This window comes from Desulfosediminicola flagellatus (assembly GCF_005116655.2).
In the GTDB taxonomy this organism is placed as follows: Bacteria; Desulfobacterota; Desulfobulbia; order Desulfobulbales; family Desulfocapsaceae; genus Desulfopila; species Desulfopila flagellata.
In genome coordinates, this window is record NZ_CP050698.1 from 4,380,001 (window position 1) to 4,405,008 (window position 25,008).

A 25,008-nucleotide genomic window follows, 5' to 3' on the forward strand; every position below is an offset into this window, starting at 1 on the left:
AGTCATGCGCGATGCCTCCTGCAAGTGTGCCGATAGCCTCCATTTTCATGGCCTGTTGCAACTGACGTTCTAAAGTATCTTCTCGTGTTACATCCCGTTTAGTTGCAAAAAAATTGGTCACTTCACCCGCATTATTTACCAGTGGGCTGATCGTAGCTTCTTCTCGAAATAACATTCCATCTTTCTTTCGATTGGTAAACTGGCCATGCCAGACTTTACCTGCGAGTATTGCAGTCCATATTTCCTGATAGAATTCGCTATTATGAGCACCGCTCTTGAGGATATTCGAGTTTCTGCCTATAGCCTCATCCCTGCTATAGCCTGTTGTCTTGCAAAACTGCGGGTTCACATAGACAAGCAGACCATCACGATCGGTTATCATCACGCTGTCGTTTGACTGCTTAACAGCTTGCAGCAACAGATCCGTCTCATTATCTCCAGAAATTTTTAGTGAATTCTCGTGATTGGCTACTAGTGATTTTTCTTTTCCTCCCAAGCCTGTGTTAATTGCTATCCTCGGGTATAAGGACATAACCATCCTATCAAGATTGCCATTTTCCGAATTTAAAACAGGTTCCAGCACGAGCTGAAATTGTTTTTGCCCATCGTTCCCGTTTTTCAACCGGATATCGATAAAGATTGGTTGCGATAAATTTGAAACCAATTCAGAAAATAGCTGTTCTGCAATCACACTATTCTGCAACTGCCAGATATCTTGCCCAAGCTGCCCCCAATAAAGTCCATTGATATCAGCCGAAACAATCTTGGTCATCTGAGAATCACACCAGCTAACACAACCATCAGGTTGTAGAAGTGCAAGACCGATCTGAAACGTAGAATATTTCTGAGATGATTCTTCTGATGACATATTTTTTTCAGGTATCATTGAAATACCTGCCAAATTATTAACAGACGAGACTCTCCCTTCTACTTTTTGAGTTACGTATAGGAGCCTGCCGGATTGATCAATTTTTCGATTCCAATCAAGGTATTGTTCAAATCTTCACCACAATCACATAGCTCAAACCTAAGAGACAAATCTCCTCGGAATGTCAATTTACTAACGATAACAGATAGTTAAAAAAATCAGAGAGCAGCCAGACATCTCGTTGATTTTTCCTACTCTTTAAAGCTAACAAAATGGCATCTGAAAAATCAAATCTATCTTCGAAACAAACAACACCGATTTGAACAAAATTTGATAATCGCAACTGAGAAACTCAACATAAATATCTATTCCACTGACAATACACTGTCGCATTTACGTACATTCCTCTTCTGTAAAATCATCATATTCTTAGCCACATAGACAACAGGTATCGGCACCACAGGAACTATTCAACCAGCTATTGGAGGGATAATCATTTGAAGACATGCATAGTAACTGTAATAAAAACGTAATAATAGTGAGTTAATATCTATCTACAGTATTTGTCTTCAGATATGTCCGACAACGAGATCACAAAAACAACCACAGCTCCATATTACATTCAGAATTGAAGAATAAGGGAATACATAAGGCCATATCCCCCCCTGTTTCTTCTTAAAGGAAGGGTCAGCGCCGACCCTTCCTTTCTTATCTACCACTACCCTTCTTCATCACCTCGATTTCAGGTCATGTGAAGCCTAAGTAGCGTTGACTATAATTTTCCCCTAAGCAAGTGATTACCGAAAAACTGCTCTAGAGAATACTTTATTACTGCAAGTAGTATGTCTGTATTTGAGATTGTAGGGAGAACTTACGCGTCAACAATACAACCGATATACTACGACGTTTCAGCAACAGTCCCTAACTAGTTCTCATCCGAAAACAGTGCGTTACACCCAACTCTTCGTTACTCTCAAAATCTTATCCTTTCAATATCATGCATATGGCTGTGGTAAAATTTATCAAGCACCTTGATTTAGAAGAAAATCCCGCGTTTCGGGATGAAAACTAACTATATATCTGAATATACATACCTAATCAGATTTTTATTGGTAATACGGAAACCTTTACACATGCACCTACAATCAGATAGGATATACTACTTACAATTCATAAGCAATTTCAGCGTTTCATATTTTTCGTAACTGATATACCACTTTGGAGGAATCGTTATGGACGTTGTTCTCTTGTCACGATTGCAATTTGCTTTCACCATTATGTTTCACTACATCTTCCCTCCCCTGACCATCGGACTTGGGATCATTCTTGCTTACCTCCAGACCCGCCATTATTTTACGAAAAAACCTATATTTGCAGTTGCCTGCCAGTTCTGGACCAAAATTTTCGTTCTGAACTTCGCCATTGGGGTATCGACTGGCATTGTCATGGAATTTCAGTTTGGAACTAATTGGGCGACGTACTCCCGTTTTGTCGGTGATGTTTTCGGTAGTGCTCTTGCTGCAGAGGGTATTTTTGCATTCTTTCTCGAATCAGGTTTTTTAGCAGTAGTTGCTTTTGGCCGAGAACGCGTCAGCGCAGGTTTGTATCTCTTCAGTGTGTATATGGTGGCTATTGGTTCAGTGTTTTCTTCTGTCTGGATCGTGGTCGCAAATAGCTGGCAACAGACTCCTGCCGGTCATCATATTGTTGATATTCTGCGTTCAGGTACGCTTGCAGACGGTACCACCGGCATGGTCCCATGGGTTGTCGACGGGGTAGTCCAGCGACGAGCCGAAATCGTCAACTTTCTCGATTTGGTTTTCAACCCGAGCACTGTTCAGCGTCTTAGCCATGTATTGCTGGGTTGCTGTGCTGTCGGTGCATTCTTCGTGCTCTCAATATCCGCATATTACCTGCTCACTAACACACATAAAGAATTTGCCCGTCACTCTTTTAACGGTGCCCTTCTTTTTGGGTTGGCCGCCTCTCTAGGGCTTGGCATTAACGGCCATACACAAGCACAGAATGTCTACAAATATCAGCCGGCAAAACTTGCAGCCTTTGAGGGGCATTTCGAAACCGGACGGGGAGATCTTAACCTTATCGGCTGGCCAAACGCCAAAGAAGAACGTATTGATTTCGGGTTGTATATCCCTGGTGGACTGAGCTTTATGGTCTTTGATGACCTCACCTTCAGCAAACAGGTAGTAGGGTTGGATCGGTTTAAAGATGAAGATCAGCCACCACTTGTAATTCCATACCTTTCCTGGCGTTCAATGGTCGGCCTTGGCGGCTTAATGATCGCCATCTGCGGACTCGGCCTCTATTTCAGGGTTCGTAATCAGCTAGATGAAAAGCGCTGGTTACTCTGGACTTTTGTTTTTGCCATCGGCTTTGTAATGATCGCCAATCAATCCGGTTGGATTGCAGCGGAAGTCGGTCGCCAGCCGTGGACTGTTCATCCGCCCATTGTCTGGAATGAAGACGGTTCAGATCTTAAAACTGCCGAAGATGGTTTATATCAATACGATGAAAAGGAGGGGTTGCGAACCAGCGATTCCATAAGTGTTGCTGTCAGTGTATCAGAAGCAAAAACATCGCTTATATTATTTATGCTTCTTTACCTTTCTTTAGCTGCCGTCTGGATATTGGTACTCGACAGAAAAATACGTCAAGGTCCCAAACCACTCTCTGAGAGTGGAAAGGAAGAGCATGGCTTTCGACAATCGACAATTGATCGACAGCATGCGAAACTCAGCGAAGAACACAATTCTCGTGGAGGTGCAATATGAGTCCGGAAATACTCTCTATTATCTGGTTTATACTGCTCAATGTCCTTCTTATCGGTTACGCAATATTGGATGGTTTTGATCTGGGCGTGGGAATACTCCACCCCTTCGTTGCAAAAACTGACGAAGAACGCCGTCTTGTTATGAATAGCATAGGCCCCCTCTGGGATGGAAATGAGGTATGGCTTGTCACTTTCGGAGGAGCACTCTTTGCCATGTTTCCAAATGGTTATGCTTCTATTTTCAGTGCGTTTTATCTACCTTTCGTTTTCCTGCTTTTCGCTCTCATCTTTCGCGCTGTCTCACTTGAATTTCGCTCAAAACGCATCCACCCCGCCTGGCGGTCATTCTGGGATATTACGTTTTTTATCGGCTCAACCTTAGCAGCCTTACTATTTGGCATTGCAGTCGGTGCCCTTATGCAGGGATTAGAAGTATCCGCCCTCGGTGATTATCAAGGAACAATGCTTGATATGCTCAATGGTTTTAGCCTCTGTGTCGGTGTATTTACAGTTTCTCTTCTAGCAATGCACGGTTCAATATATCTCTATATGAAAACAGAAAGTGAGTTGCAGGACCGCCTCTTTGGCTGGATGAAACTTACGTATTATGTATATCTCGGACTTTTCATCCTGGTTTCAGGCTGGTCTACACTCTTTGTTCCTGCATCATTACAACACTTTGGTGATTATCCAATTCTGTGGCTCGTGCCCCTTCTCAACGTTGCAGCAATAGCTAATATCCCCCGGGCAATAAATCAGCGCCGTCCGTTATATGCATTCTTAAGCAGTTGCTGCACTATAGCAGCACTCGTTTTTCTTTTTAGTGCTGCGCTCTATCCGGACCTTTTGCCGGCTACCAATAACCCGGAATACAGTATCACTATTTTCAATGGTGCCTCCAGCCCACTCACGCAAAAAATCGGCCTTATCATCGTCGCTATAGGCATGCCTATGGTTGTTTCGTATACAGCCTTGATTTACTGGACGTTTCGGGGGAAGGTGCAATTAGGTGAGCATAGCTATTAGAAGGCTCTGGCTAGAATACCAGCCCAGGCGTAATGTCATTTTCTTCGACTCTCGCAACATTTTGGGATATCTCAATCATGAGATAGCATTTTCGAACATGAGCTACAGCAAATTCCCACATAAGGCAATATTATATAACCATTATACATATCATCACCTTGACATCTTCTTTTACGACGTGCTAAAAATAGTAATATTATATGAATATTACTCATTTTTTTTGCTACTTAATTTGGCGTAATGCCATAAATTATTCGATGACTGGAGGCTGTAATGGCTAAGGACAAGAAGAAAAAGGGCGATAAGGAAGACAGCAAGAAAAAAGATCTGAAGAAAGAAAAGAAGAAGAAGGACAAGAAGAAGGATTTGAAAAAAGCCAAAAAGAAAGATCTCGAAAAAGGTAAGAAAAAAGATTCGAAGAAAGAAAAAAAGGACAAGAAAAAGAAATAATTCTGCTAGGAGTCTGTCGGGGTATAGCATTTTTTCCACAGATCAAGGCATTTACGAAAAATCAAACACAGCCATATAGTTGATATTGCGAGTATTGATTTTTTGAAAATAACGCCGAGATGGAGAAAAAGAGTATAATCCGACAGGCTCCTAGACCTTTCATAAGATATACAAAATGGGCTGCCTCTCCGGCAGCCCTTTTCTCGTCAGTCTCTAGGAGTCTGCCGGGTTATAGCTATTTTTTCACAGATCAAGGCATTTTTAAAAAATCAAGCAGAGCCATATTGTTGATAATGCGAGCATTGATTTTTAGAAAATAACGCAGATATGGCGAAAAAGGGCATAATCCGACAGACTCCTAGCGATTCTTTGAATGTGTGCGTATCCCCAATCCTGATTTATTCGATTTATGTTATTCTATTTTCCTTCGTCGCCATGCCACACACGAAATTTTCACCCTGAGCCTGGACAAAAAACACGCTCTATTCTCAAGCTTTTTGAAAAAAGTATAACAATTAATAACAATCGGCCACTTGAAGCCAGCCCTATCTCAAGGTATCACCTTTCCATGGGGGTCTGTACTCGGATTACCAAGTTTCTCATCAAGATAATCAACAGTGCCACCTTCACGGATATGTTCAAGCTGATGGGCTGTTTTATGCAACTCATCTTCAGGTGTTCCTATCTGTTCAAGATACGCTTCCCATAGACGATGAGCTCGCAGTACCTTGTCGGCTTCTTTTCTTCCGTCTTCTGTAAGTTGATACCCCTCTTCGGATTCAATCAGAAAACCATCATGGACGATTCGTTGTAATGCTTTCGCGAGTTTCTTCGGCTCTTGTTCCACATATTTCTGGATAATAGAAATCGGCGTTACAGTGTCATTTCTAAGAATAGTTGTCAGAATATCTTCTACAACCTGTTGCGGGATAAGACGTTTTAAACGAAGCCACCGAGCCATTAAACCGTACTTAGGGGCAACAGCCAAAACCACTAAAAACTGCAAAGTACAAAAAAGCATAATCGCCCCGCCACCAGCGGAATCGAGCCACACACACAAATAAAGACCCCCGACAACACTTGTTACACCAAAAACGCCTGCAAGCATCATCATCCGGTCAAGCCTGTCGCAAAGCAGATAGGCAGTGGCAGCAGGAGTAATAAGTAACCCAACCACCAAAATTACACCAACCATGCTCACAGCACTAACCACCACCAGTGAAACACAGGTGGTAAGCACATAATCAAGTAACAAAACCGGCAAGCCAATTGAAGCCGCCATTACCGGATCAAAGGTAGCAATCTGGAAATGTCTGAAAAAGAGAATCAGGATAGTCAAGACAATGGCCGCTGTAAAAGCACTGACCCAAAGATCACTATCAGCCACACCAAGGATATCGCCCATAATAAAATGCATCAGGTCAATATGGATGTAGTGTCGAAATATCGATACAGCCACGACACCAAGAGCAAAGATACCGGTGTACATAATGCCGATGGTAGTATCCTCTTTAATCCGCGACACTCGTGATACAAAACTGATGAGCGCCACAGTGGTAATGGCTGCTATAAGCGAACCAAGCAGCATTCCGGGTGCATGGGCTTCATAGCCAAAGAGCATTTTCATTACCAGGTAACCACCGGCTACTCCTGCAATCATTGCATGCGATAGCGCATCGCCTAAAAATGCCATGCGCTTAAGCACAACAAGGCAGCCGACAACACCGGCGACAACAGCAACGATAGAACCGCCGATCAGGGCTTTCTGGAAATATGTTTCTGTCAGTGGAGCGATAATGGCTTCAAACATCAGCTTGCCCCCTTCTTTACAAGATCACTGAATATACGCAGACGTCCTTCATAGACTTTGCTAAGGAGCTCTTCCTGCAAAACCATTTCCGGGGTTCCATACGCATAGAGTCGCTGTTTAATCAGTAACAGTTTATCAAAATATTCTGCGGCGGTCGCAAGGTCATGATGAACTACAACGAGAGTTTTCCCTGATTCTTTTGCTCTTCCCAGAACTTCGAGAATTGCCCGCTCTGTCGCAGCGTCAACACCGGCAAATGGTTCATCAAGCAGGAGAATTTCGCTTCCCTGCGATAATGCTCTGGCAAGGAATACACGTTGTTGCTGCCCTCCGGAAAGTTCACCAATCTGTCGATCGGCAAATTCGGTCATCCGAACCATATCCAAAGCTTCCATGGCCGCTTGCCTATCTTTTTTTCCAGGGCTTGTGTACCAGGGTATTTTCTGATAGCGCCCCATAAGGGCAACTTCTTTCACCGTGATAGGAAAATCCCAGTCAACAGAGCCACGTTGGGGGACATAGGCCACCTGCCCTTTAACTTTCTGTACATTCATACCATTTATCTGAACTGTACCGATATCCGGCTTTACAAAACCCAGCACCGCCTTGATAAACGTCGATTTCCCAGCACCGTTCGGGCCAATAACACCTACGAGTTGATCCCGCTCAATAGATACCGACACATCCAGTAACGCTGCACGGGCATGGTAGCTGACGGTGAGATGGCGCACATCAATTGCATTTGGTCTATTATCTTTAGTGGTCATGCTTTTCGTCTTTTGTCTCAAGTTCGAAATGAATGGTTCCAGATACCAGCCCCCCCTGCCCCCAGACCGTATCGTCAACGGTTGCAACCCCTGCCTTCACAAGCTGAACCCGAACACCATGCTCCAGATCGCTTTCAGCTATTGGCGGACTCGCCTGCACATATATCTCGTTATTGCCGACAGCCAAACCATCAACTTTTTCCAGAACCCACGCTTTACCTCGTTGCATACTGTCGCTTTCAATCTGAATATCAGTACCGTTCAGACGCAGTTCAATTCCTGCTGAAGCACTATCATCGGTCTGCAGCGCAAATGGATCCGGCTCTATTGAAAACGTCGGAGTCACTCTGAGTGAATAGCGTTCTTCAACCAGTGCAATCTCAGGAACGTTGCGAACAATATTTGCCTCGGCTTCCATTCGTTTTTTGCTGTAGGACCAAAGACCACCGACAATGATCACCCAGATCAGAATAGTCAGAATAAATCTCATCGCGTCCCCTTATTTGAGCGCATTGACAATCAAAAGAACGTTCTCTCTCATCATGCCTATGTATGTTTCACCAGCACTCCCTTTCGGCCCCATCGAGTCAGAATACAGTTCACCACCGATTGCAACTCCTGTTTCCTGAGCAATCTCCCTAATCTGTTTAGGGTTAATCGTTGTCTCAACAAAAATTGCAGGAGAACCGGATTCTTTAATGGATTTAACAACCATCTTCCTGCGTTCCGGTGTAATACCTGCCCCAACCTCAGCACCTGTGGACCAGCCTACCGGAGCTATACTTAAAAAATCGTTGCTCGCGTTAAACTTATATTCCCTGCAAAAGTAATTAAACGCATCATGAGTGGTAACGAGAATACGTCGCTGAGGCGGAATACGATTCACCTGTTCACGTATCCAGGCATCAAGCACACGTAATTGCTGAAGATAAAGCTTGGACCGGGCTTGATATTCAGCTTTATAATCTGGGTAATATCCGGCCATGGCTTTTGTGATATTATTCACATAGAGCGCAACGTTCTTGGGCGAAAACCAGGCATGCGGATCAAGAACCTTCTGATCGTCATCGCCTATTTCGAGTGGTTGAAGACCGGTTGTAGCTGTAATAAGTGGTTTCTCTGCATCCTTGGCCAATGTTGCCATCCAGCTTTTACCCTCTAGATGGATTCCATTTTCGATACAAATGTCTGCCTGTAAAACAATTTGCACATCATCAGGTGTCGGTTGGTAGGTGTGGGGGTCGGCACCCGGTGCCAGAATAGAAACAACCTCAGCAGTATCTCCCATTATCTGTCTTGCAAAGTCAGCTATCTGTGTTGTTGAGGCAACAACCTTGATCCTAGTCTTATCAGCCATTGCCATAGCAGATCCAGCTACAGTAAAAGCAATATAGCACACCAGCAAAAGCAAAACGGTTCTTCTCATCTGACTCTCCTATAATGGTATTTTCAAACAAGATTTCAACACAGCAATTCAAGGTTATCATTCAAGAGTATAGCAGATATTTACAAATGAAAAGGTATCGCCTCGAAAATATGCAGGTTTTATAGATACCAGGCTCATTTGACTCAATCATATCTTTACGTCTATAATCGTGTTAGGGACCTGTCCGAGAATAGCCTTTTGCCAATTCTCTGACAGGTTCCAAGTCGTATGCTTCACTCCCTCTCACACTATGCATTGAACCTTTACCAGGCTGAAACATGGAAGGTCGAATCCTTATCGTTGAAGATGCAAAAATGTTTTCACGTATTATGAAAAATCGCCTAGAACAGCAGGGCTTTTCGGTAAATGTTGCTGAATCGATGCAGGAAGCAAAAGAACTCACCTCTTCAGAACCCAACAGATATTTTCTCGCTATCCTCGACCTTAATTTACCAGACGCTCCCAATGGAGAAGTAGTCGATTATGTGCTTGATCTTCATATACCTGTCATCGTTTTTACCGGTCTTTTCAGTGATGAAATACGAGAGATGATATTGAACAAGAAGGTGGTCGATTATGTCGTAAAAGATGATCCTTCAAGTATCGATTACGTTATCAGTCTGGCCTCCCGCATTCTTGAGAACCGGCATACAAAAATACTTGCTGTTGATGACTCGAAAACCTCAATCATGATGATATCCAATCTTCTTGAACGCCAAAAGTATCAAGTATTGAGTGCAATAAATGGTGTCGAAGCACTTGAGGTACTAAAGAAAAATGATGATATCAAAGTCGTTCTGACAGATTACATGATGCCGGAAATGGACGGGTTTGAGCTAACCAAAGCTATACGCCGCGAATATAGCCGAAATAAACTTGCTGTCATCGGTATCTCGGCCCATGACGATTCGAACCTTTCAGCTAAGTTCATGAAGCACGGTGCCTCTGATTTTATTTCCAAGCCGTTTTCTGTCGAGGAGTTCAACTGCCGGGTAAACCAGAATGTTCAATACATTTCACACATTAATGCGCTCAACGAGGCGGTAATTCGCGATTACATGACTGGCTTGCATAATCGTCGGTATTTTTTCGATCTTGGACAAAAACTCTTTGCTTCAGCAATAAAGAAGAACACACCACTAGCTGTTGCTATGCTGGACATTGATCACTTCAAGAAGGTAAATGACACATACGGACACGACGCTGGCGATACAACACTGATTGCCTTTTGTGAACTATTAAAGAAATACACGAGTGACGTAGATATTATCGCTAGAATGGGTGGAGAGGAGTTTGCCATGCTAATAACAGGCATGAGCAGAATTAAGATCATTGCTCTTTTTGAGACCTTACGTCAGGAGATAGAAGACATGACCATCAACTGCGGTGGAGTAATTCTCTCAATTACCGCAAGTATCGGTGTCTGCTGTCAGCAACTGGACTCTCTTGATGCGATGATTGCCAATGCCGATGAACTACTCTATGAATCAAAGGATGGTGGAAGAAATCAGGTGACACTGTCTTCACAAAATCCAGCATCCTGAAAATATGACACAGTCGTAAAAAAACAAAAGCGGGCCGAGGGAAAATCCCCTGCCCGCTTTTTATCTTCGCAATATTCAGCAATCTCTACATTGCCAGTCGAACACTTTCCGGACTGAGTTTTCTCTCAAGCCTTCGTGCATACAGACTCATCATATAACAACAGATGAAATACAATACAGCAATGGTGGTGTAGATCTCAAATGGGTACAGCATCAGGCGATTGTTAATAGAGTATGCCGCTGTTGTCAGTTCCATAACGCCGATAATATACGCAAGCGAGGTATCCTTGAATGCCGCAATAAAGAGACCGACAAGCGCAGGTAACATCTGCTTGAGTGCCTGCGGCAGGATAATTCTTCGCATGGTCTGATAGTAACTGAGCCCTGTGGACTTAGCTGCTTCAACCTGTCCAGGAGGAATGTTTTCAATACCTCCACGAACAATCTCGGCAATATACGCACCGAAGAAAACTGTCATTGCAAGTGTTGCTGACCAGAACACATCAAGCTGTATTTTCAGCATCGGGGGTACAAAGAAATAGACCCAGAAGATTACCATGATCAGCGGGTTACCGCGGATAAGCTCAATATAGAACAGGCACGGGATGTTAATCGCGCGATTTTTCGACGTGCGACCAATCCCTACAATCATACCAATGAAAAAACTCACCGAGATACAGATTGTCGCCATAACAATTGACATCGAAAGGCCGCCAAGCCCCATAAACACTTCTGACGATCCACCTTTAGGGAATCTCCAGACAAGCAATGCAAACAGATTATCCCATATAATCTGATAGTTAAAGGACGAAAGCCCTTTAAACACCTGATAACCCAGGCCAACCAGAAAAAGAACAAAAACAGTCTTTGATGCAAGAGTCGCAGCAGACCAGAGATTGGTGCGCACCTTCAGCCAGGCGGCAGCAGAAGGCGAGAGAGTACGCGAATCTACCGGTGCTTTGCCCAAATGCCAGAAGATATCTGAAAGCATCCCGGATATCTTCAGAAACGGGAAAAAGACAATATCAGCAACACGGCGTGTCATGGTGATACCGTCATTACCAATGATCTTCAATCTCGCATTCACCAGATTCAAAAAACCGGCGATAATCAGCGACAGAGTCAGGTAAATAGCGGTTGCAGCGGCAGTCGCCTCAAAACCGGAATAGGTAAGCGCTTCAACTTCCTGAGCCGACCAGCACACCTCAGCTACACCCACAGTCATAGCAAGCGAAGAGTTTTTCATATTGTTCAAAAACTCACTGCCAAGCGGTGGGATAATCTCTCTGAAAGCTAACGGTAAGATGACTTTACGAAGCGACTGATTAAAGGTGAGACCTGAAGAATAGGACGCCTCAAGTAAGCCTTTCGGTACAGACTGAATACCTGCACGGATAATCTCGGCCATAAAGGAACTGGTATAAATACCAAGCCCGAGGGTCGCTACCCAGAACTCGAAATCCAGCTCAAAAAGCTTCATTTTCAGTTCTTCAGGCAAACCGGCAGGCAGAGCAAAGTTCCAGAAAAACAGCTGTACAAGTAGCGGTGTATTCCTGAAAAATTCCACATACGCCGTGGCAAAACCGTATACAGGTTTAAAGGTCGAAAGTCGTGCGAGCCCGAACAAGGTTCCTAGACTTAAGGCAAGTATTGCCGAATATACCGAAATACTTACAGTGAGATTCAAGCCCTGCAGCAGCATCTTCCCCATGTTGCCGTATTCGGTTTCCGAATAGAGAACACTCCAGTTAAACTTGTAGTCAAAGTGGAAGATGAAACTGAAATAATAGGTGATCAGCCCAAGCATTGAGGCCAGGACCAGATTCTGTACCCAGGTCTTATTAAAATAATGATTCAGCATTGTTATCCAATAACGCACAAATCCCGGAGCGTTGACCCCGGGATAAGTAAAAGAAAAGTATCAGTGCCTATAAAGAATTAAGGCCACATTTCGATTTTTTCGGTCATCGGGAACGGAGTCTCTGTATCAGGTCCGAACCACTTGTTGTAAATCTCCATGTAGGTGCCGTCTTTCCACATATCCTGAACGGTGAAGTTGATAATGTCACGCCATGCAGAATCGTCCTGAGGCATACCAATACCATACGGCTCATCAGAAATGAACTCACCAACAAGCTCATATGTTCCAGGCTCTTTAGCTGCAAGAGCGATGAGCAAGGTAGAGTCAGTGGAGATCGCCTGAACACGACCTGAACGGAGTGCTTCGAACATCTCAACTTCGTTCTGGTAACCAGTTACTTTAGGCTCAGCATCACCCAGCTTCTCGAGATATGCTTTAGCGTTTACGATAGAAGTGGTTCCCTGCATAGAACCAATTTTCTTACCTGCGAGATCTTTAGACTCTTTAATAACACCAGTCTTCGCAAGAAACTTCTGACCATCAAAGAAATAGGTGATAGAAAAATCGATTTTCTCATCACGTACGCGCTTGTGGGTCATGTTGGACAGAACCATATCAACCTTAGGTGGATTGGTCTGTACAAAAGAGATACGGGTTTTGTTGTTAACAACAACCGGCTCAAACTTGGCACCAAGACGCTTGGCAATCTCTTTTGCCACGTCCATATCAAAACCAACCCATTCGTTCTCAGCATTGATGAAACCGAAAGGCTTACCTTTGTTGGTAATACCAGCTTTAACAACCTTGTCTGTCATAACACGGTCATAGGTTGGTCCTGCAATTGCCATAGTTGCGGAAGCCATACAGAATGCTGCCGCAATTGCGCTTACTTTAAATACCTTCATATACTCTCCTCTTGATATGATGTTTTGCGAATCCTGCCGATCCTCTCCAGCGAACTCTTCCTCTTGATCCCTGCCAAGGAACATGTCCTAATGGCTAAGAATTTTACTTAAGAAATCTTTGGTACGTCGATTCTGCGGATTATTGAAAAACTCTTCAGGCGTGTTCTGCTCTACCAGATTACCTTCATCCATAAAGATGACACGATCAGCAACTTCACGGGCGAAACCCATTTCATGGGTAACGCAAACCATGGTCATTCCTTCGAGAGCCAACGACTTCATAACATCCAGAACCTCATTGATCATTTCAGGATCAAGAGCACTGGTCGGCTCATCAAAAAGCATGATCTTTGGTCTCATGGCAAGCCCGCGGGCAATGGCCACACGCTGCTGCTGTCCACCGGAAAGCTGTGAAGGATATGAATCCGCTTTATCAGGGATGTCGACCTTCTGCAGCAATTCCATCGCAACTTCTTTGGCTTCACTTTTATTCATGCGGCGTACCAGAGTCGGAGCCAGCATGATATTTTCAAGAACAGTCATGTGCGGGTACAGGTTGAACTGCTGAAAAACAAACCCGACTTCAGCCCGAAGATGAGTCATGTTGGTGCGTGGATCATTTACATCCATACCATCAACAACGATATTCCCTTCCTGAATTGGCTCCAGTCTGTTTATACATCTGATCAGCGTACTCTTACCCGAGCCGGACGGCCCACAGACAACGACAACTTCACCTTGTTGTATCTCAAGATCAATATTTTTGAGGACATTGAAGTCCCCATACCACTTGTTGACCTTATTAAACGAAATCACTATTACCCCCGATTGATAGTATACAATAAACGAACACAGCCATTACTAACAAAACGCGCGTATCTGAGCAACGGAAAATCAGGCAGACTGACACCTTGCAGTATTTTTTTTAGCAGACCACAAAAAACAACCACGTTTTATTAGCCATACAATAGGAATTTGGTTAAGAAATTATCCCAAATCAACGAAACCAAGTTTCTCATTTGACACGAAAAGCCCTCTCCTAACGCATTAAACGGGTTTCAAAATTCAAAAATCAGACATTTCAAAGCCACAGCTTCCAACTCAGGCTAAATTGCCTCACTCAACACACCAAGAACATAATTGATATCAGATTCCGTATGTGCTGCATTTATCTGAAAACGAATTGACTCGTCGCCTTTTGGTACCACCGGAAAGGTGAGTCCTACCACCAGAACCCCCTTTTCAAAAAGACGATTCACCATTGCGTGGGTCTTTTCTGTGTCTCGCACCATAAGTGGAACCACAGGATGAGGTCCGTCAATAGATTCAAGACCAAGTTCCGCTAATCCTTTTCTGAACTGGTTGGTTCGCGCCTTGAGGTTGGCCAGCAGTTGCTCCCCTTCACTGCTGTCACAAATATCCAGCGCCCTGGTCGCCGCTGCGCAATCCGCAACACTCAAAGGATTGGTGTAGATGTAGGTATCAGCTTTCTGACGCACCGCCTCGATAACCGTTTCACTGGCTGCGATAAAACCTCCGTTCACTCCGAATGCCTTACCGAATGTCCCTACAATGATATCCGGTACGCCTCCCGCGAACTCAGGGGTACCACGGCCTGTTCGGCCATATGCACCGATTCCGTGTGAATCATCCACCACGGTTATCACCCCGTCTCTGAACCTGTCATTATACTCGGCACAGATCTCAAGAATCTTATCGATAGGAGCATAATCTCCACGCATGCTGAAGATGCCGTCAAAGATCACCACAACCCGCTCGATATCCTCACCAACCTCATCGAGGCAGCGACGAAGATCATCCATATCATTATGTTTGTATATTCCTTTATGGTTGCTGGGAACCCCGGAAATACGCATGGCCCTGATTATGGAATTGTGGTTGAGCTGATCGCCAATCCAGTGTGTCTGTTTGCTGCCGATTGCGAGAGCCAATCCGCAGTTTGATGTGTAGGCAGAGTTAAATATCTTTGCTGCCGGTTTATTGACAAAACGGGCAATACGATCTTCGAGAGAAGTGTGATAATGGTAGGTTCCATCAATAAACCGAACCGCTCCGGGACCGACCCCGCAACTATGAGTCGCCTCATCAGCTGCTTCAATGAGTGCAGGATGATTAGAAAGGGAAAGATAGGAATTTGAATTAAGACGTATGAATTCACCTTCGCACCCTTCAATTGAATAGCGCGGTCCGCGATCACCTGATGGCGGTATATACCTGTTGATCACCCTCTCTTTGGGTTTCGTACGACCCTCAATCTGCAAAGTCGCCAACTCCTGAAAAAGTGCCATATCGAGTTTAGCCAATGTTAACTTCATTTTTCCTCCCAATTAAGCACAATTTTTCCAGAATTCCCGGATCGCATTATCTCAAAAGCTTTTTCAAATTCAGTATAATGAAAACGGTGGGTTATTATCTCCGAGATATTCAGACCACTCTGAATCATGGTAGTCATTTTGTACCAGGTCTCAAACATCTCACGGCCATAAATCCCCTTAATGGTCAGCATATTAAAGATAACCTTATCCCAGTTTATTGCTGTATTTTCCGGAATAATACCAAGCATTGCAATCTTGCCACCATGACACATGTTTTCGAGAATTGAATTCAGAGCTGCCGGGCTGCCTGACATCTCCATTGCCACATCAAAGCCTTCCTTCATTCCGAGTTCTTTTTGCACATCCTCTAAATTTTCATTAGCGGCGTTCACAACCCTGGTTGCTCCCAGTTTCTTAGCCAGTTCGAGTCGATATGGATTGATATCTGTCACCACCACATATCTCGCACCCGCATGCCTGGCAATCGCTGCAGCCATACAGCCGATAGGCCCGGCCCCGGTAATCAGCACATCTTCGCCTAACACATCAAAGGATAAAGCTGTATGAACTGCATTGCCCAGCGGATCAAAACAAGTCAGTATATCAAGCGGTATGGAGGGCTCACAATACCAGACATTAGTTTGTGGAATTGAGAGATATTCAGCAAAACACCCAGCACGATTTACACCTACACCACTGGTGTTTGCACAGAGATGTCTTCTACCGGCAAGACAGTTTCGACAATGCCCGCAAACCAGATGCCCTTCACCGGAAACAAGATCACCCGGTTTGAAATCAGGCACATTTTCACCTATAGCCTCGATACGACCAACAAATTCATGACCGACAGCCATAGGTACAGGGATTGTTTTTTCTGCCCAGGCGTCCCAGTTATAAATATGAACATCAGTACCGCAAACAGCTGTTCGCATGATTTTTATCAGGACATCACTTTTACCTGGTTCAGGAATCGGAACATCCTGCAACCACAAACCTGGTCTCTTTTCTGCCTTAACCAGAGCTTTCATTGTTTTCATAGTATCCTCTTTGACAAAATTGCCTGTATAAGCAACACGTTCAATCAATTTGCTAAAAGTGTAACACATGGCGGGTGAATTACATACACGATAGTTCTGCAATTTCGACAAGCTATGCATTTTTGTCGAGTTTTTTATTTTGCTTCCTTCTACCTCTCTCGCATTTTTGATATGATTATTCAGTTGTGATTCGATCAGATTGACTGTACGTATTTTCAATGTATTGATATAATTACAATTAACATAACCTATTGAGATTACATGCCTGAATGTAGCCACGCTCAATCAACAATTGCCCTTTCAACATTTCTGGAGCTCACCCAAGAGCTAACCATTGGCCAGCGCTCTGCAGACTCACCGGCCCGTCTCCATGCTTTTTTGCACAGACGTATTTTCCCAAAACTCGGGAAATTTTCTATTGAACTTTACATCCGCAATGATGAAGGAGGAATTTTTTGTCCTCCCAAAGGAGCTGAACTGCATTTTCATTCAGGAGTTCCTGTATCTCTACCACTATACAGTAAACTCTTCCTCGGCATTTCAGGAACAAGCCAGCTGGTTGTTTTGCATAAATCAGATACACTCCCATGGTTTCTGCTCAACACCGGCAACTCGACCCACCTCCTCATCCCGATACTGGACCGTGGTTCTCTTGTCGGGGCACTCTATGTTGGTTCTGAAGAACCGCACTTTTTTGATGCTGATTATCTCAATGGCCTCAAGACGCTCACAACAATAATCGGCTCCAGACTTAAAAGTATGGAGACCATACAAAAACTCAAACATTCCATGCGAGCGCTCGAAAAATCAGAACAGATTCGCAAAGCACTCTATGAAATAAATGAAACGGCACAGAGTTCTGCGTCTATGACTGAACTCTATGCATCCATGCACCAAAAAGTAGCGAAACTGATTCATGCCAGAAATTTCATTATTGCTCTCGTTGAAAAACGCCACGACGGTACATTCTACAGTTTCCCATATTTTGACGACCAGTATGACTCCCATTTTCAGGGACGGGAAATCAAACTCGACCCGGACAGAAAAACGCTAACTGGCTATCTGCTTGAAAGCAGGAAATCGATTTTACTGAATCAGAAAACATTCAACAGTGTCTGCAAAAAGGAAAATATCAAGTTTGAAGGTACTCTTCCGTATTCATGGCTCGGAGCACCATTCTATCTGGATCATATATCAGGTGCGGTAATCACCCAAAGCTATGAAGACGTCATCTATACAGAAAAAGACAAACTGTTGATGTCTTTTGTTGCCCGTCATGTTGGCGATGCTCTTGCTAAAAGAAGAGCAATGGATCAACTGCGACAAGCAAAGGAGAGAGCCGAGCAGGCAGAACAAAACAAAAGCAGTTTCCTGGCCAACATGAGTCATGAGATCCGCACACCGATGAACGGCATCATAGGGATGACCAATCTGGCATTGGCCATGGACCCGCCTGCTGAATTGTCAGGCTATCTCAATATGGTGCGAACCTCTTCAAACAGACTCCTCTCTCTTATAAATGACATTCTCGATTTTTCCAAAATTGAAGCAGGAAAACTCGATATGATTTCAGCACCATTTCGACCTGAAGATGATATTCGTGAAACTATCGGATTACTCAGGATCTCTGCTGCTGAAAAAAATATTGCATTAGAGGTCAATTGCCACGATTTGCCGGAATGTTTAATTGGAGACTCAAGCCGACTCTGTCAAATCATCACTAATCTGGTCGGCAACGCCATAAAGTTCACAGACACGGGAACCGTTTCGCTATCAGTGAAAAAAAATCGGACCAAATTAGTCGATTCCAATTACGCTATCCTCTATTTTCAGGTCAAAGATACCGGAGTTGGTATCCCTCAAGACAAGATTGATACGGTTTTTCAGGCTTTCAGCCAACTGGGGACCACCCTTGACCACACCAACAGGGGAACAGGTCTCGGCCTTGTAATAGCAGCCGAACTGGTTGAAAAGATGGGTGGCAGAATCTGGGTAGAATCCACTCCCGAAAGCGGAACAACCTTTCACTTCACCGCCCGCTTTGAATTGGCACCATTTACAGCGGCCCTGCCGATGGCCCCGATTCATGTCGGCACATATTACCCGCAATTAAGCAATTCTCTTAGAATCCTGCTTGCTGAAGACGAGTATATTAATCGAACCCTGGCAACGACTGTTCTCGAACGCGCTTCATGCCAGGTAACAACTGTAGAAAACGGCCTCGAAGTTCTCGATATTCTGTCAGATAATCACGACAAATTCGACCTTATCCTGATGGATATTCAGATGCCCAAACTCGACGGTTTTGCAACCACGCGAACAATTCGCGAACGTGAAAAAAACTCTGGTAAACGTATCCCTATAATCGCCATGACAGCCTATGCCGTTAAGGGAGATCGGGAAAGATGCTTTGAAGCGGGAGTTGACGGATATATCTCCAAACCAATTAATTCGGATATGCTTCACTCCGAAATAGAGACAATTTTACGGCCGTAACAGCAGCATCGCTACTGTTACTCCGCACCACTTTCCAATATGCAGAACAGATGATAGTGCAAATATTATACTAATCGTTGTGCCACATATTCTAGATATCTATCATCTGTTCCGCAGCACCCTCCAAGAATTTTCACACCATATTGGCGGTTTAAAGAGACCATGAAATCGCCCCAATCCTCAAGTTTATCCTGCCTCAGATCGATCGAGCCATCAAGTTCTGCATGATTGAGCGAAGACGCATTAGCCTGGATTCCTACCAGCCTTTCAAAAAGTGATTTGGACTGAGTCTCGGCTGATATAAATGTAGGATAGACACAATTAACCATATATCCTACAGGGTATTTATCCGTTTCTGCATCAACCATTGCTATCGCCTCGGCAATGGATGTTCCATCAAGAACCTTACCGTCTCTATTTATGACAAAGCTCATTATACAGATCACGCCTGCGCTGGCACACGCCCTGATAACACCAAGTGCTTCTGAAATTGCAGGGAAGGTCTGGGCGACTACCACATCGACACCCGCCTCTGCCAATTCTCCAATCTGCCATGCGTGATATTTTTCTGAGTCTTCAGCAGATAAGGCTTCTGATGGTGAATAACAATCATTGGCCGGCCCTACCAAGCCACCCACAAAGACCTGCGAATCAGTATTCTGCCAGCTCTTCTGTAATCCACGCATAAAGCTGACAGCATCCCTGTTGATAGATGTCTTCTGCCGTGCAAGGGTAATCCGGCTGCGATCTACTCTCCAGGTTGGCGCGCAGATAAGCATTGGCAGTCGTGCACGTTGAGCTATCCCAAGATACTGGCCGTAAATTTCTTCTAAGCAGCCTCTTCCATGTTCGTCGTAGATGAGGGGAGTATTAAACAAAACTGGATCCAACGCCACATCATCTCTTCTTCTGAGTCGCTCAGCGATGGCGGCTTCTGTCAAGATTGCCGGACTGTTTTTCAAGGTATCTGTAAAGTTCATTGTCTGTTTTCCAGATTACATTCCAAAGTGGAGTTTCTTCCCGTTATTCGATTGGCCCTCCTTTTTTGTTACCAGTGATTCTCTGAGTTATCAACTCATTGCCGAGAATGTATAAAAAAATCCGATTACCACTGAAACTCAGCAGAGTGAAGTGAGGGGGGAGGAGTAACACCTCACGCCTCTCTCCTCACCTTTATAAGCTGAAGATTAATGTTAATAAGATAAAAAAAAGGGTTATGACCGGTAACCGGCCATAACCCTTAATGTTTACAACGTATTAAAGCCGAATACTGGTCTGGACTATTTTCTTGCAGTCTTCATGAACGGCAGTCCCACAGCAACTATCACCAGCGACAGCAGGAAGAAATGAATGAACATATCCTTCTGAATAGCACCCCAGATAATATAGAGAGAACCGAGACCTGCAAAGAACGGCGCACCATAGCGACTAATTGGGCCAAGAGTAACGAATTTCATCATTACCCAGATATATAACGAGATATAAATCACATACAGAAAGGCAATCGGTAACTCGGAAATATCCATGAATTTGCCGAACCAGCCTGCAAAATTACCGTACCAGACCAGCAACCAGAATGCGGACAGAATCGCACCAAGCAGTGCTGAGTTTTTGGTGCTGTTGGTTTTCGGATCAATTTTACCAAAAAATTCTGGATTCGGACCAAGTCCACGGGAAGCGATAGAAAACATCCCGCGTGATGAGCCCATGACAAGACCGTTCAACGTCCCAAGGCAGGAAATAATTACGAAAACAGTAAGTAATGTTCCGCCCATATTTCCAAAAATAACGGAGATAACTTTTACTGGGGCCGCATCACCGGCAGCAATGATCTCATCATTTGAGAGCACACCGGAAATACCGAGATAATACAGCATATAGATGATCACCACAGCACCGGAACCAAAAAACAGCGCCTTTGGCAATGTACGTTTAGCATCTTTCAACTCAGCGTTGATAGAGGTGGCAATAATCCAACCCTCATAAGCAAATGCTGTTGCAAGCGTGGCTACAGCCAGTCCGCCACCACTTGATACCATCTGGGCGGAATTGGCAAAACTGGACATTGTCTGTCCACTGGCCAGTCCGCTGAACAGACCAACAATCGCCACAAGTCCCAACGGAATCAGTTTGATTACCGTGGCTGATACCTGCCATTTCCCTGCGAGGACTGGAGAATAGACATTCAACAGGAAGAAGAAAACCATATAGATGCAGGAAAGCAGCCAGACACCATTTTCCAAACCAAGCAAGCCGATCGAATATCTGGCAGAAACCCAAGCCAGTACAGCAACCAGGGTCGGATAATATATAAAAGTCATAAACCAGGCGACCAGATAACCGGCACGCCAGCCATATGCTTCTTCAAAATAATCAACCAGACCATTAACCTTCTGGATTTTTGTAGCAATTTTAGCAAAAACAAAGGCGGTTACCACCATAATTGAACCACCAATCAACCAGGCAAGAAGTGCAGTGGGCAAACTGCCACCCGATGCCTTCAGTACATCATCAGCCTTAAAAAACACACCGGAACCAATGACGATACCAACAACCATAGCAGTGGCTGTCCAGATTCCATATTTTTTTTGTAAATCTTCCATATTATGCCCTTAATAGTTTATCAACACGTCAATTCTAGACACTTTTGCTTAACAAAACGTCAACACTAAGCCTGATTACCTTATTTAAGCGCAAATTTCTAGTCACAATAAACTTTTTTTCGTCTTTATAAACACCAGTATTTCCTAACACCAATAAGCATTACATTCTGTTTGCCAATATGAGGATTTAATGATCAACTATTCAAATCAGCAATGATTACCACTACTAATACAGCTATCTTTCCGGCCTTTTTTTAGTCACCTATGATCGTCAGCCTTGTACTCACAAAAAAAGTTACACCTCCCTCAGGGTCCACAACCAATTGACATGCTTTTATTAATTTTTTGTTATTTCAAAATTTCTTTCAGAACCACTGATATTGCGTTTTTTTTGAGGTTGAACAGCAGGAAATCTTAAAGTAGCTTTGCCGGGATTCCTTTGCCGGGGGGCTGGGATTCATCCGTTTTAAAAAAGTAAATCAGGAAATTGTAAAACCATTTTCTAAGGAGTCAGCAAAGGAGTCTAACAGGCTTACTGGACCAGTGTGTACTGACCCAGTCGTCTCTTCTCTCGTTTCTCTTTTGTTACAGTTGTAAATTGTGGACGTTCATCGCGTCAGGCGAGAAAGATGTTTGCCAGCAGGGTGTAGGAGAATAGCAATTACAATCATAATCGGGACATTTTCACAAAATACGCACAGCCATACTGGCTATCGGAGTCATGGCATATTGGCGAGCAGTATTTATTGAAAATCCCGAAGAGATTGAGGATAAGGTTATTCTTGAACAACCTCTCAGGACATTTACGTGGGGATGTTCCAGTGATTGTAAATAGTGTCAGATGTATATTTTTAAAAGTAATGTATTTCTTATGGCGTCATTTTGTGTATTGTTTTTAGCCACATGCAACACTAGTCAGGCAATCGAAATTGCAGGAAAAAAGTATACGCTTCTGCAGTATGAGGAGGATAACACCTACGTTCTGGTAAAAGGCAGATTTGCCGATGGTGGTCCGTTATGCTCATACGACGATATGCTGAGAGTGGGTTTAATTGATGTCCCACCTGAAACCACGCGATTTCATAGTCGGACAATCGATAAGGAATCTGCCCTTATTGCCCATATTGAGAGCGGCAGGGATATTCATTATGTCTATTACTCCAAAAGTGATGACTTTATGAATCGTGGGCATGAGCGCGGAACTATTCGCGGTGGGATTCGCGACTATTCTATTGGCGAACACAACGTGGTCGATGGTAAACAGAGAGCGAAGCGTAAGAAACACTTCTTTGCATTGTTTTAATCCGCCTCAGACTAGTGTCATGTCATGTGTCAAATGTCGTAATAATGTGAAGCTTTTTCTCTTCCTGCAAGGCATGACAGGACACTAAAAAAAAGAAAAAGCGATTGAACATATAAACAGTTCAATCGCTTTTTCTTTATTGTAACACGCCGTATTCTTGAGCGTAATTATTCATGAAGACCTGGCAGGTAGAAATTTCATTCCCACAACCACGCAAAGATAAACCGCTGCTGCAATAACAATTATTACAGGTCCGCTGGGAAGATCCATTGAATAGCTGGTGCTAAGTCCTGCCAGGATAAAAATTCCGCACAGGAGTGTTGCCAGTACCATCATCTGCTTGACACTGTTTGCAAAATTCCCGGCAATGGCTGCAGGTAGCGTAAGCAGCGCAATAACCATGACGATCCCTACCACCCTCACAAGCAACACAATAGTCAGTGCAGTCAAACACAGTAGAATCAGGTAAAACCAGTGGGTGTGAATGCCACGAAGTCCTGCATACTCTTCATCGAAGCAGACCCCCAGAAAGGTGTTGTAGAAGATCGCGATCACGCCTACCACCAGTACATCAAGAGCCAGCACAAAATAGATATCTGACTTTGTAATCAACAGGATATTGCCAAACAGATAACTCATCGGATCAACATAGCCCGGAGTTTTCGCAAGAAAGAGCAAACCAATACCCATTCCTGCAGCCCATAATGCACCTATTACACTGTCTTCACGCTGCTTGGCAAAAAGACTCACTAAAGAGAGAATCACCGCAGCCAGAAGGGCCACGATAATAGCCCCGTGCAGTGGGCCGAACCACGTTACTCCCATGGCGTTCTGCACATAAAGCCCAGCACCGACTCCACCGAGTATACAGTGGGAAATTGCTCCGGCAATATAACTGATACGGCGTACAACGACGAACGTTCCGATAATGCCAAAGGGAATGGCTGAAAGCAGTCCGGTAATTACTGCATAGCGAACAAACGGCAGGTTCGGATCTGTGAGGGCCGCAAAAAACTCAATCATGATGATGCCCCTCCTCACTGCATGTGTGATCATGGCGGATCATCTGAAAGTCACCACCATACATTTCTTTAATAAGCTGCCCGGTCAGTTCACTGGTCGGATGGATCACAACACGTCTATTTACGCATGCTATTCTCTTGAAAAACTTGGAAGCAAAGCCCACATCATGAGTTACCATCAGGATAGTCATCCGCTCGTTCAGTTCTCGTAGCAGTTCAAAAAATTGAGATTCAGATTCCTGATCTATATTGGCGGTCGGTTCATCAAGAATGAGTAACTCCCCGCCTGAAGCCAGTGCCCTGGCAATAAGTACGCGTTGACGTTGCCCGCCGGAAAGTGCAGAAAAAGGACTCTCCGCAAACGACTCAAGTCCTACCTCTGCCAAGGCATTCATTGTGTGCTCCCAATCCACTTTGCTATAACGACCAGTAAACGAATTACCTAATCGCCCCATACATACAACTTCTTTCACCGAGATAGGAAATTGCTTATCGTACTCCGCATACTGGGGCACATAGCCGATCTTTTGCTTAGCATCTTCAGGCTTATCACCAAAGATTAGCACCTCACCTCTAACCGGATTAAGCAACCCGATAATGAGCTTCATGAGGGTCGTTTTACCACCACCATTCGGGCCGACAATGCAAATAGAGTCAAACGGTCGGATAGTCAGATTAACATCTGTCAGAATCTCCCTGCCGCCATAATTAAATGCAAGATCGCTAATGGTAATTGCAGCCTGTTCTTTTTCCATTGTATTTC

The 25,008-nt window shown here is 44.1% G+C and carries 20 protein-coding genes (1 of these 20 only partly in view); 6 read left to right on the top strand and 14 right to left on the bottom strand.

Annotation, left to right across the window (positions count from 1 at the left end; translation table 11 throughout):
- Positions 1 to 886 carry the 5' portion of a two-component system sensor histidine kinase NtrB gene (locus tag FCL46_RS18060; RefSeq protein ID WP_136810396.1) on the bottom strand. Its footprint begins 677 nt before the window's first position, so 886 of the gene's 1,563 nt are visible here — the first part of the coding sequence; its start codon is at positions 884 to 886; the stop codon falls past the left edge of the window.
- 1,214 nt (positions 887 to 2,100) lie between these two features.
- Between FCL46_RS18060 and FCL46_RS18065 the strand changes: the two genes are divergently transcribed.
- From FCL46_RS18065 to FCL46_RS18075, 3 genes are all read left to right on the top strand, one after another.
- Positions 2,101 to 3,660 carry a cytochrome ubiquinol oxidase subunit I gene (locus tag FCL46_RS18065; protein ID WP_136810395.1) on the top strand — a complete coding sequence of 520 codons (1,560 nt, stop codon included), beginning with the start codon at positions 2,101 to 2,103 and terminating at the stop codon, positions 3,658 to 3,660.
- Complete coding sequence (gene cydB / locus FCL46_RS18070; RefSeq protein ID WP_136810394.1) at positions 3,657 to 4,685, top strand: cytochrome d ubiquinol oxidase subunit II; 1,029 nt, start codon at positions 3,657 to 3,659, stop codon at positions 4,683 to 4,685. Before FCL46_RS18065 ends, cydB begins: the two co-directional genes overlap by 4 nt.
- A 273-nt stretch (positions 4,686 to 4,958) precedes the next feature.
- Complete coding sequence (locus FCL46_RS18075; RefSeq protein ID WP_153307151.1) at positions 4,959 to 5,135, top strand: hypothetical protein; 177 nt, start codon at positions 4,959 to 4,961, stop codon at positions 5,133 to 5,135.
- 550 nt (positions 5,136 to 5,685) lie between these two features.
- Here the strand turns inward: FCL46_RS18075 and FCL46_RS18080 are convergent.
- The 4 genes from FCL46_RS18080 to FCL46_RS18095 are packed head-to-tail and all read right to left on the bottom strand — an operon-like array spanning position 5,686 to position 9,138.
- Positions 5,686 to 6,945, bottom strand: coding sequence for a metal ABC transporter permease (locus FCL46_RS18080; RefSeq protein ID WP_136810393.1), 1,260 nt, complete (start codon positions 6,943 to 6,945; stop codon positions 5,686 to 5,688).
- A complete protein-coding gene (locus FCL46_RS18085) occupies positions 6,945 to 7,712 on the bottom strand; it encodes a metal ABC transporter ATP-binding protein (RefSeq protein ID WP_136810392.1) in 768 nt (255 codons plus the stop codon). The genes FCL46_RS18080 and FCL46_RS18085 overlap by 1 nt, the downstream gene beginning before the upstream one ends.
- A complete protein-coding gene (locus FCL46_RS18090; RefSeq protein ID WP_136810391.1) occupies positions 7,702 to 8,202 on the bottom strand; it encodes a hypothetical protein in 501 nt (166 codons plus the stop codon). Before FCL46_RS18090 ends, FCL46_RS18085 begins: the two co-directional genes overlap by 11 nt.
- 9 nt (positions 8,203 to 8,211) lie before the next feature.
- Positions 8,212 to 9,138: a metal ABC transporter solute-binding protein, Zn/Mn family gene (locus FCL46_RS18095; protein ID WP_136810390.1), complete on the bottom strand. Its 927-nt coding sequence runs from the start codon at positions 9,136 to 9,138 to the stop codon at positions 8,212 to 8,214.
- Between the two features lie 278 nt (positions 9,139 to 9,416).
- Here FCL46_RS18095 and FCL46_RS18100 point away from each other — a divergent pair, with 278 nt between their 5' ends.
- Positions 9,417 to 10,682, top strand: coding sequence for a diguanylate cyclase (locus FCL46_RS18100; RefSeq protein WP_136810389.1), 1,266 nt, complete (start codon positions 9,417 to 9,419; stop codon positions 10,680 to 10,682).
- 85 nt (positions 10,683 to 10,767) lie between these two features.
- Here FCL46_RS18100 and FCL46_RS18105 read toward each other — a convergent pair whose 3' ends face one another.
- The 5 genes from FCL46_RS18105 to tdh all read right to left on the bottom strand — a co-directional run bounded on the left by FCL46_RS18105 (position 10,768) and on the right by tdh (position 16,812).
- Positions 10,768 to 12,543, bottom strand: a complete 1,776-nt coding sequence (locus tag FCL46_RS18105) for an amino acid ABC transporter permease (RefSeq protein WP_136810388.1) — start codon at positions 12,541 to 12,543, stop codon at positions 10,768 to 10,770.
- A 77-nt stretch (positions 12,544 to 12,620) separates the two neighbouring features.
- Positions 12,621 to 13,448 (bottom strand): transporter substrate-binding domain-containing protein, encoded by an 828-nt coding sequence (locus FCL46_RS18110; RefSeq protein WP_136810387.1) that lies wholly within the window; start codon positions 13,446 to 13,448, stop codon positions 12,621 to 12,623.
- 87 nt (positions 13,449 to 13,535) lie between these two features.
- Positions 13,536 to 14,264, bottom strand: coding sequence for an amino acid ABC transporter ATP-binding protein (locus FCL46_RS18115; protein WP_136810386.1), 729 nt, complete (start codon positions 14,262 to 14,264; stop codon positions 13,536 to 13,538).
- 290 nt (positions 14,265 to 14,554) lie between these two features.
- Positions 14,555 to 15,784, bottom strand: a complete 1,230-nt coding sequence (locus tag FCL46_RS18120) for an aminotransferase class I/II-fold pyridoxal phosphate-dependent enzyme (protein ID WP_136810385.1) — start codon at positions 15,782 to 15,784, stop codon at positions 14,555 to 14,557.
- The gene (gene tdh, locus FCL46_RS18125) at positions 15,781 to 16,812 is read right to left on the bottom strand and encodes an L-threonine 3-dehydrogenase (RefSeq protein ID WP_136810405.1); all 1,032 of its coding nucleotides are present in this window, start codon (positions 16,810 to 16,812) and stop codon (positions 15,781 to 15,783) included. Before tdh ends, FCL46_RS18120 begins: the two co-directional genes overlap by 4 nt.
- A 270-nt stretch (positions 16,813 to 17,082) precedes the next feature.
- Between tdh and FCL46_RS18130 the strand changes: the two genes are divergently transcribed.
- On the top strand, positions 17,083 to 19,317 hold the full coding sequence (locus FCL46_RS18130) for an ATP-binding protein (protein WP_136810384.1): 2,235 nt from the start codon (positions 17,083 to 17,085) through the stop codon (positions 19,315 to 19,317).
- A 65-nt stretch (positions 19,318 to 19,382) separates the two neighbouring features.
- Here the strand turns inward: FCL46_RS18130 and FCL46_RS18135 are convergent, their stop codons facing one another.
- Together FCL46_RS18135 and FCL46_RS18140 are read right to left on the bottom strand one after the other, a co-directional pair.
- On the bottom strand, positions 19,383 to 20,297 hold the full coding sequence (locus tag FCL46_RS18135; RefSeq protein ID WP_136810383.1) for a homocysteine S-methyltransferase family protein: 915 nt from the start codon (positions 20,295 to 20,297) through the stop codon (positions 19,383 to 19,385).
- Between the two features lie 300 nt (positions 20,298 to 20,597).
- A complete protein-coding gene (locus FCL46_RS18140; RefSeq protein ID WP_136810382.1) occupies positions 20,598 to 21,920 on the bottom strand; it encodes an APC family permease in 1,323 nt (440 codons plus the stop codon).
- A gap of 871 nt (positions 21,921 to 22,791) precedes the next feature.
- On the opposite strand from FCL46_RS18140, the gene FCL46_RS18145 reads away from it, so the two are divergent.
- Complete coding sequence (locus FCL46_RS18145) at positions 22,792 to 23,223, top strand: hypothetical protein (RefSeq protein WP_167506079.1); 432 nt, start codon at positions 22,792 to 22,794, stop codon at positions 23,221 to 23,223.
- A gap of 171 nt (positions 23,224 to 23,394) precedes the next feature.
- On the opposite strand, the gene FCL46_RS18150 is transcribed toward FCL46_RS18145, so the two are convergent.
- Both FCL46_RS18150 and FCL46_RS18155 read right to left on the bottom strand, forming a co-directional pair.
- Positions 23,395 to 24,246, bottom strand: coding sequence for a metal ABC transporter permease (locus FCL46_RS18150; protein ID WP_136810380.1), 852 nt, complete (start codon positions 24,244 to 24,246; stop codon positions 23,395 to 23,397).
- Positions 24,239 to 25,000, bottom strand: a complete 762-nt coding sequence (locus FCL46_RS18155) for a metal ABC transporter ATP-binding protein (RefSeq protein WP_228723245.1) — start codon at positions 24,998 to 25,000, stop codon at positions 24,239 to 24,241. Before FCL46_RS18155 ends, FCL46_RS18150 begins: the two co-directional genes overlap by 8 nt.
- Between the last annotated feature and the right edge of the window lie 8 nt (positions 25,001 to 25,008).

Excerpts from the sequence above, each read along its gene's own strand:
- FCL46_RS18150 (WP_136810380.1), bottom strand. The coding sequence starts at position 24,246 with ATGATTGAGTTTTTTGCGGCCCTCACAGATCCGAACCTGCCGTTTGTT.
- FCL46_RS18130 (WP_136810384.1), top strand. The coding sequence starts at position 17,083 with ATGCCTGAATGTAGCCACGCTCAATCAACAATTGCCCTTTCAACATTT.
- FCL46_RS18155 (WP_228723245.1), bottom strand. The coding sequence starts at position 25,000 with ATGGAAAAAGAACAGGCTGCAATTACCATTAGCGATCTTGCATTTAAT.
- FCL46_RS18100 (WP_136810389.1), top strand. The coding sequence starts at position 9,417 with ATGGAAGGTCGAATCCTTATCGTTGAAGATGCAAAAATGTTTTCACGT.
- FCL46_RS18145 (WP_167506079.1), top strand. The coding sequence starts at position 22,792 with ATGGCGTCATTTTGTGTATTGTTTTTAGCCACATGCAACACTAGTCAG.
- FCL46_RS18080 (WP_136810393.1), bottom strand. The coding sequence starts at position 6,945 with ATGTTTGAAGCCATTATCGCTCCACTGACAGAAACATATTTCCAGAAA.
- FCL46_RS18085 (WP_136810392.1), bottom strand. The coding sequence starts at position 7,712 with ATGACCACTAAAGATAATAGACCAAATGCAATTGATGTGCGCCATCTC.
- FCL46_RS18095 (WP_136810390.1), bottom strand. The coding sequence starts at position 9,138 with ATGAGAAGAACCGTTTTGCTTTTGCTGGTGTGCTATATTGCTTTTACT.
- FCL46_RS18135 (WP_136810383.1), bottom strand. The coding sequence starts at position 20,297 with ATGAACTTTACAGATACCTTGAAAAACAGTCCGGCAATCTTGACAGAA.
- FCL46_RS18105 (WP_136810388.1), bottom strand. The coding sequence starts at position 12,543 with ATGCTGAATCATTATTTTAATAAGACCTGGGTACAGAATCTGGTCCTG.
- FCL46_RS18140 (WP_136810382.1), bottom strand. The coding sequence starts at position 21,920 with ATGGAAGATTTACAAAAAAAATATGGAATCTGGACAGCCACTGCTATG.
- FCL46_RS18110 (WP_136810387.1), bottom strand. The coding sequence starts at position 13,448 with ATGAAGGTATTTAAAGTAAGCGCAATTGCGGCAGCATTCTGTATGGCT.
- FCL46_RS18090 (WP_136810391.1), bottom strand. The coding sequence starts at position 8,202 with ATGAGATTTATTCTGACTATTCTGATCTGGGTGATCATTGTCGGTGGT.
- FCL46_RS18065 (WP_136810395.1), top strand. The coding sequence starts at position 2,101 with ATGGACGTTGTTCTCTTGTCACGATTGCAATTTGCTTTCACCATTATG.
- FCL46_RS18075 (WP_153307151.1), top strand. The coding sequence starts at position 4,959 with ATGGCTAAGGACAAGAAGAAAAAGGGCGATAAGGAAGACAGCAAGAAA.
- tdh (WP_136810405.1), bottom strand. The coding sequence starts at position 16,812 with ATGAAAGCTCTGGTTAAGGCAGAAAAGAGACCAGGTTTGTGGTTGCAG.
- FCL46_RS18120 (WP_136810385.1), bottom strand. The coding sequence starts at position 15,784 with ATGAAGTTAACATTGGCTAAACTCGATATGGCACTTTTTCAGGAGTTG.
- cydB (WP_136810394.1), top strand. The coding sequence starts at position 3,657 with ATGAGTCCGGAAATACTCTCTATTATCTGGTTTATACTGCTCAATGTC.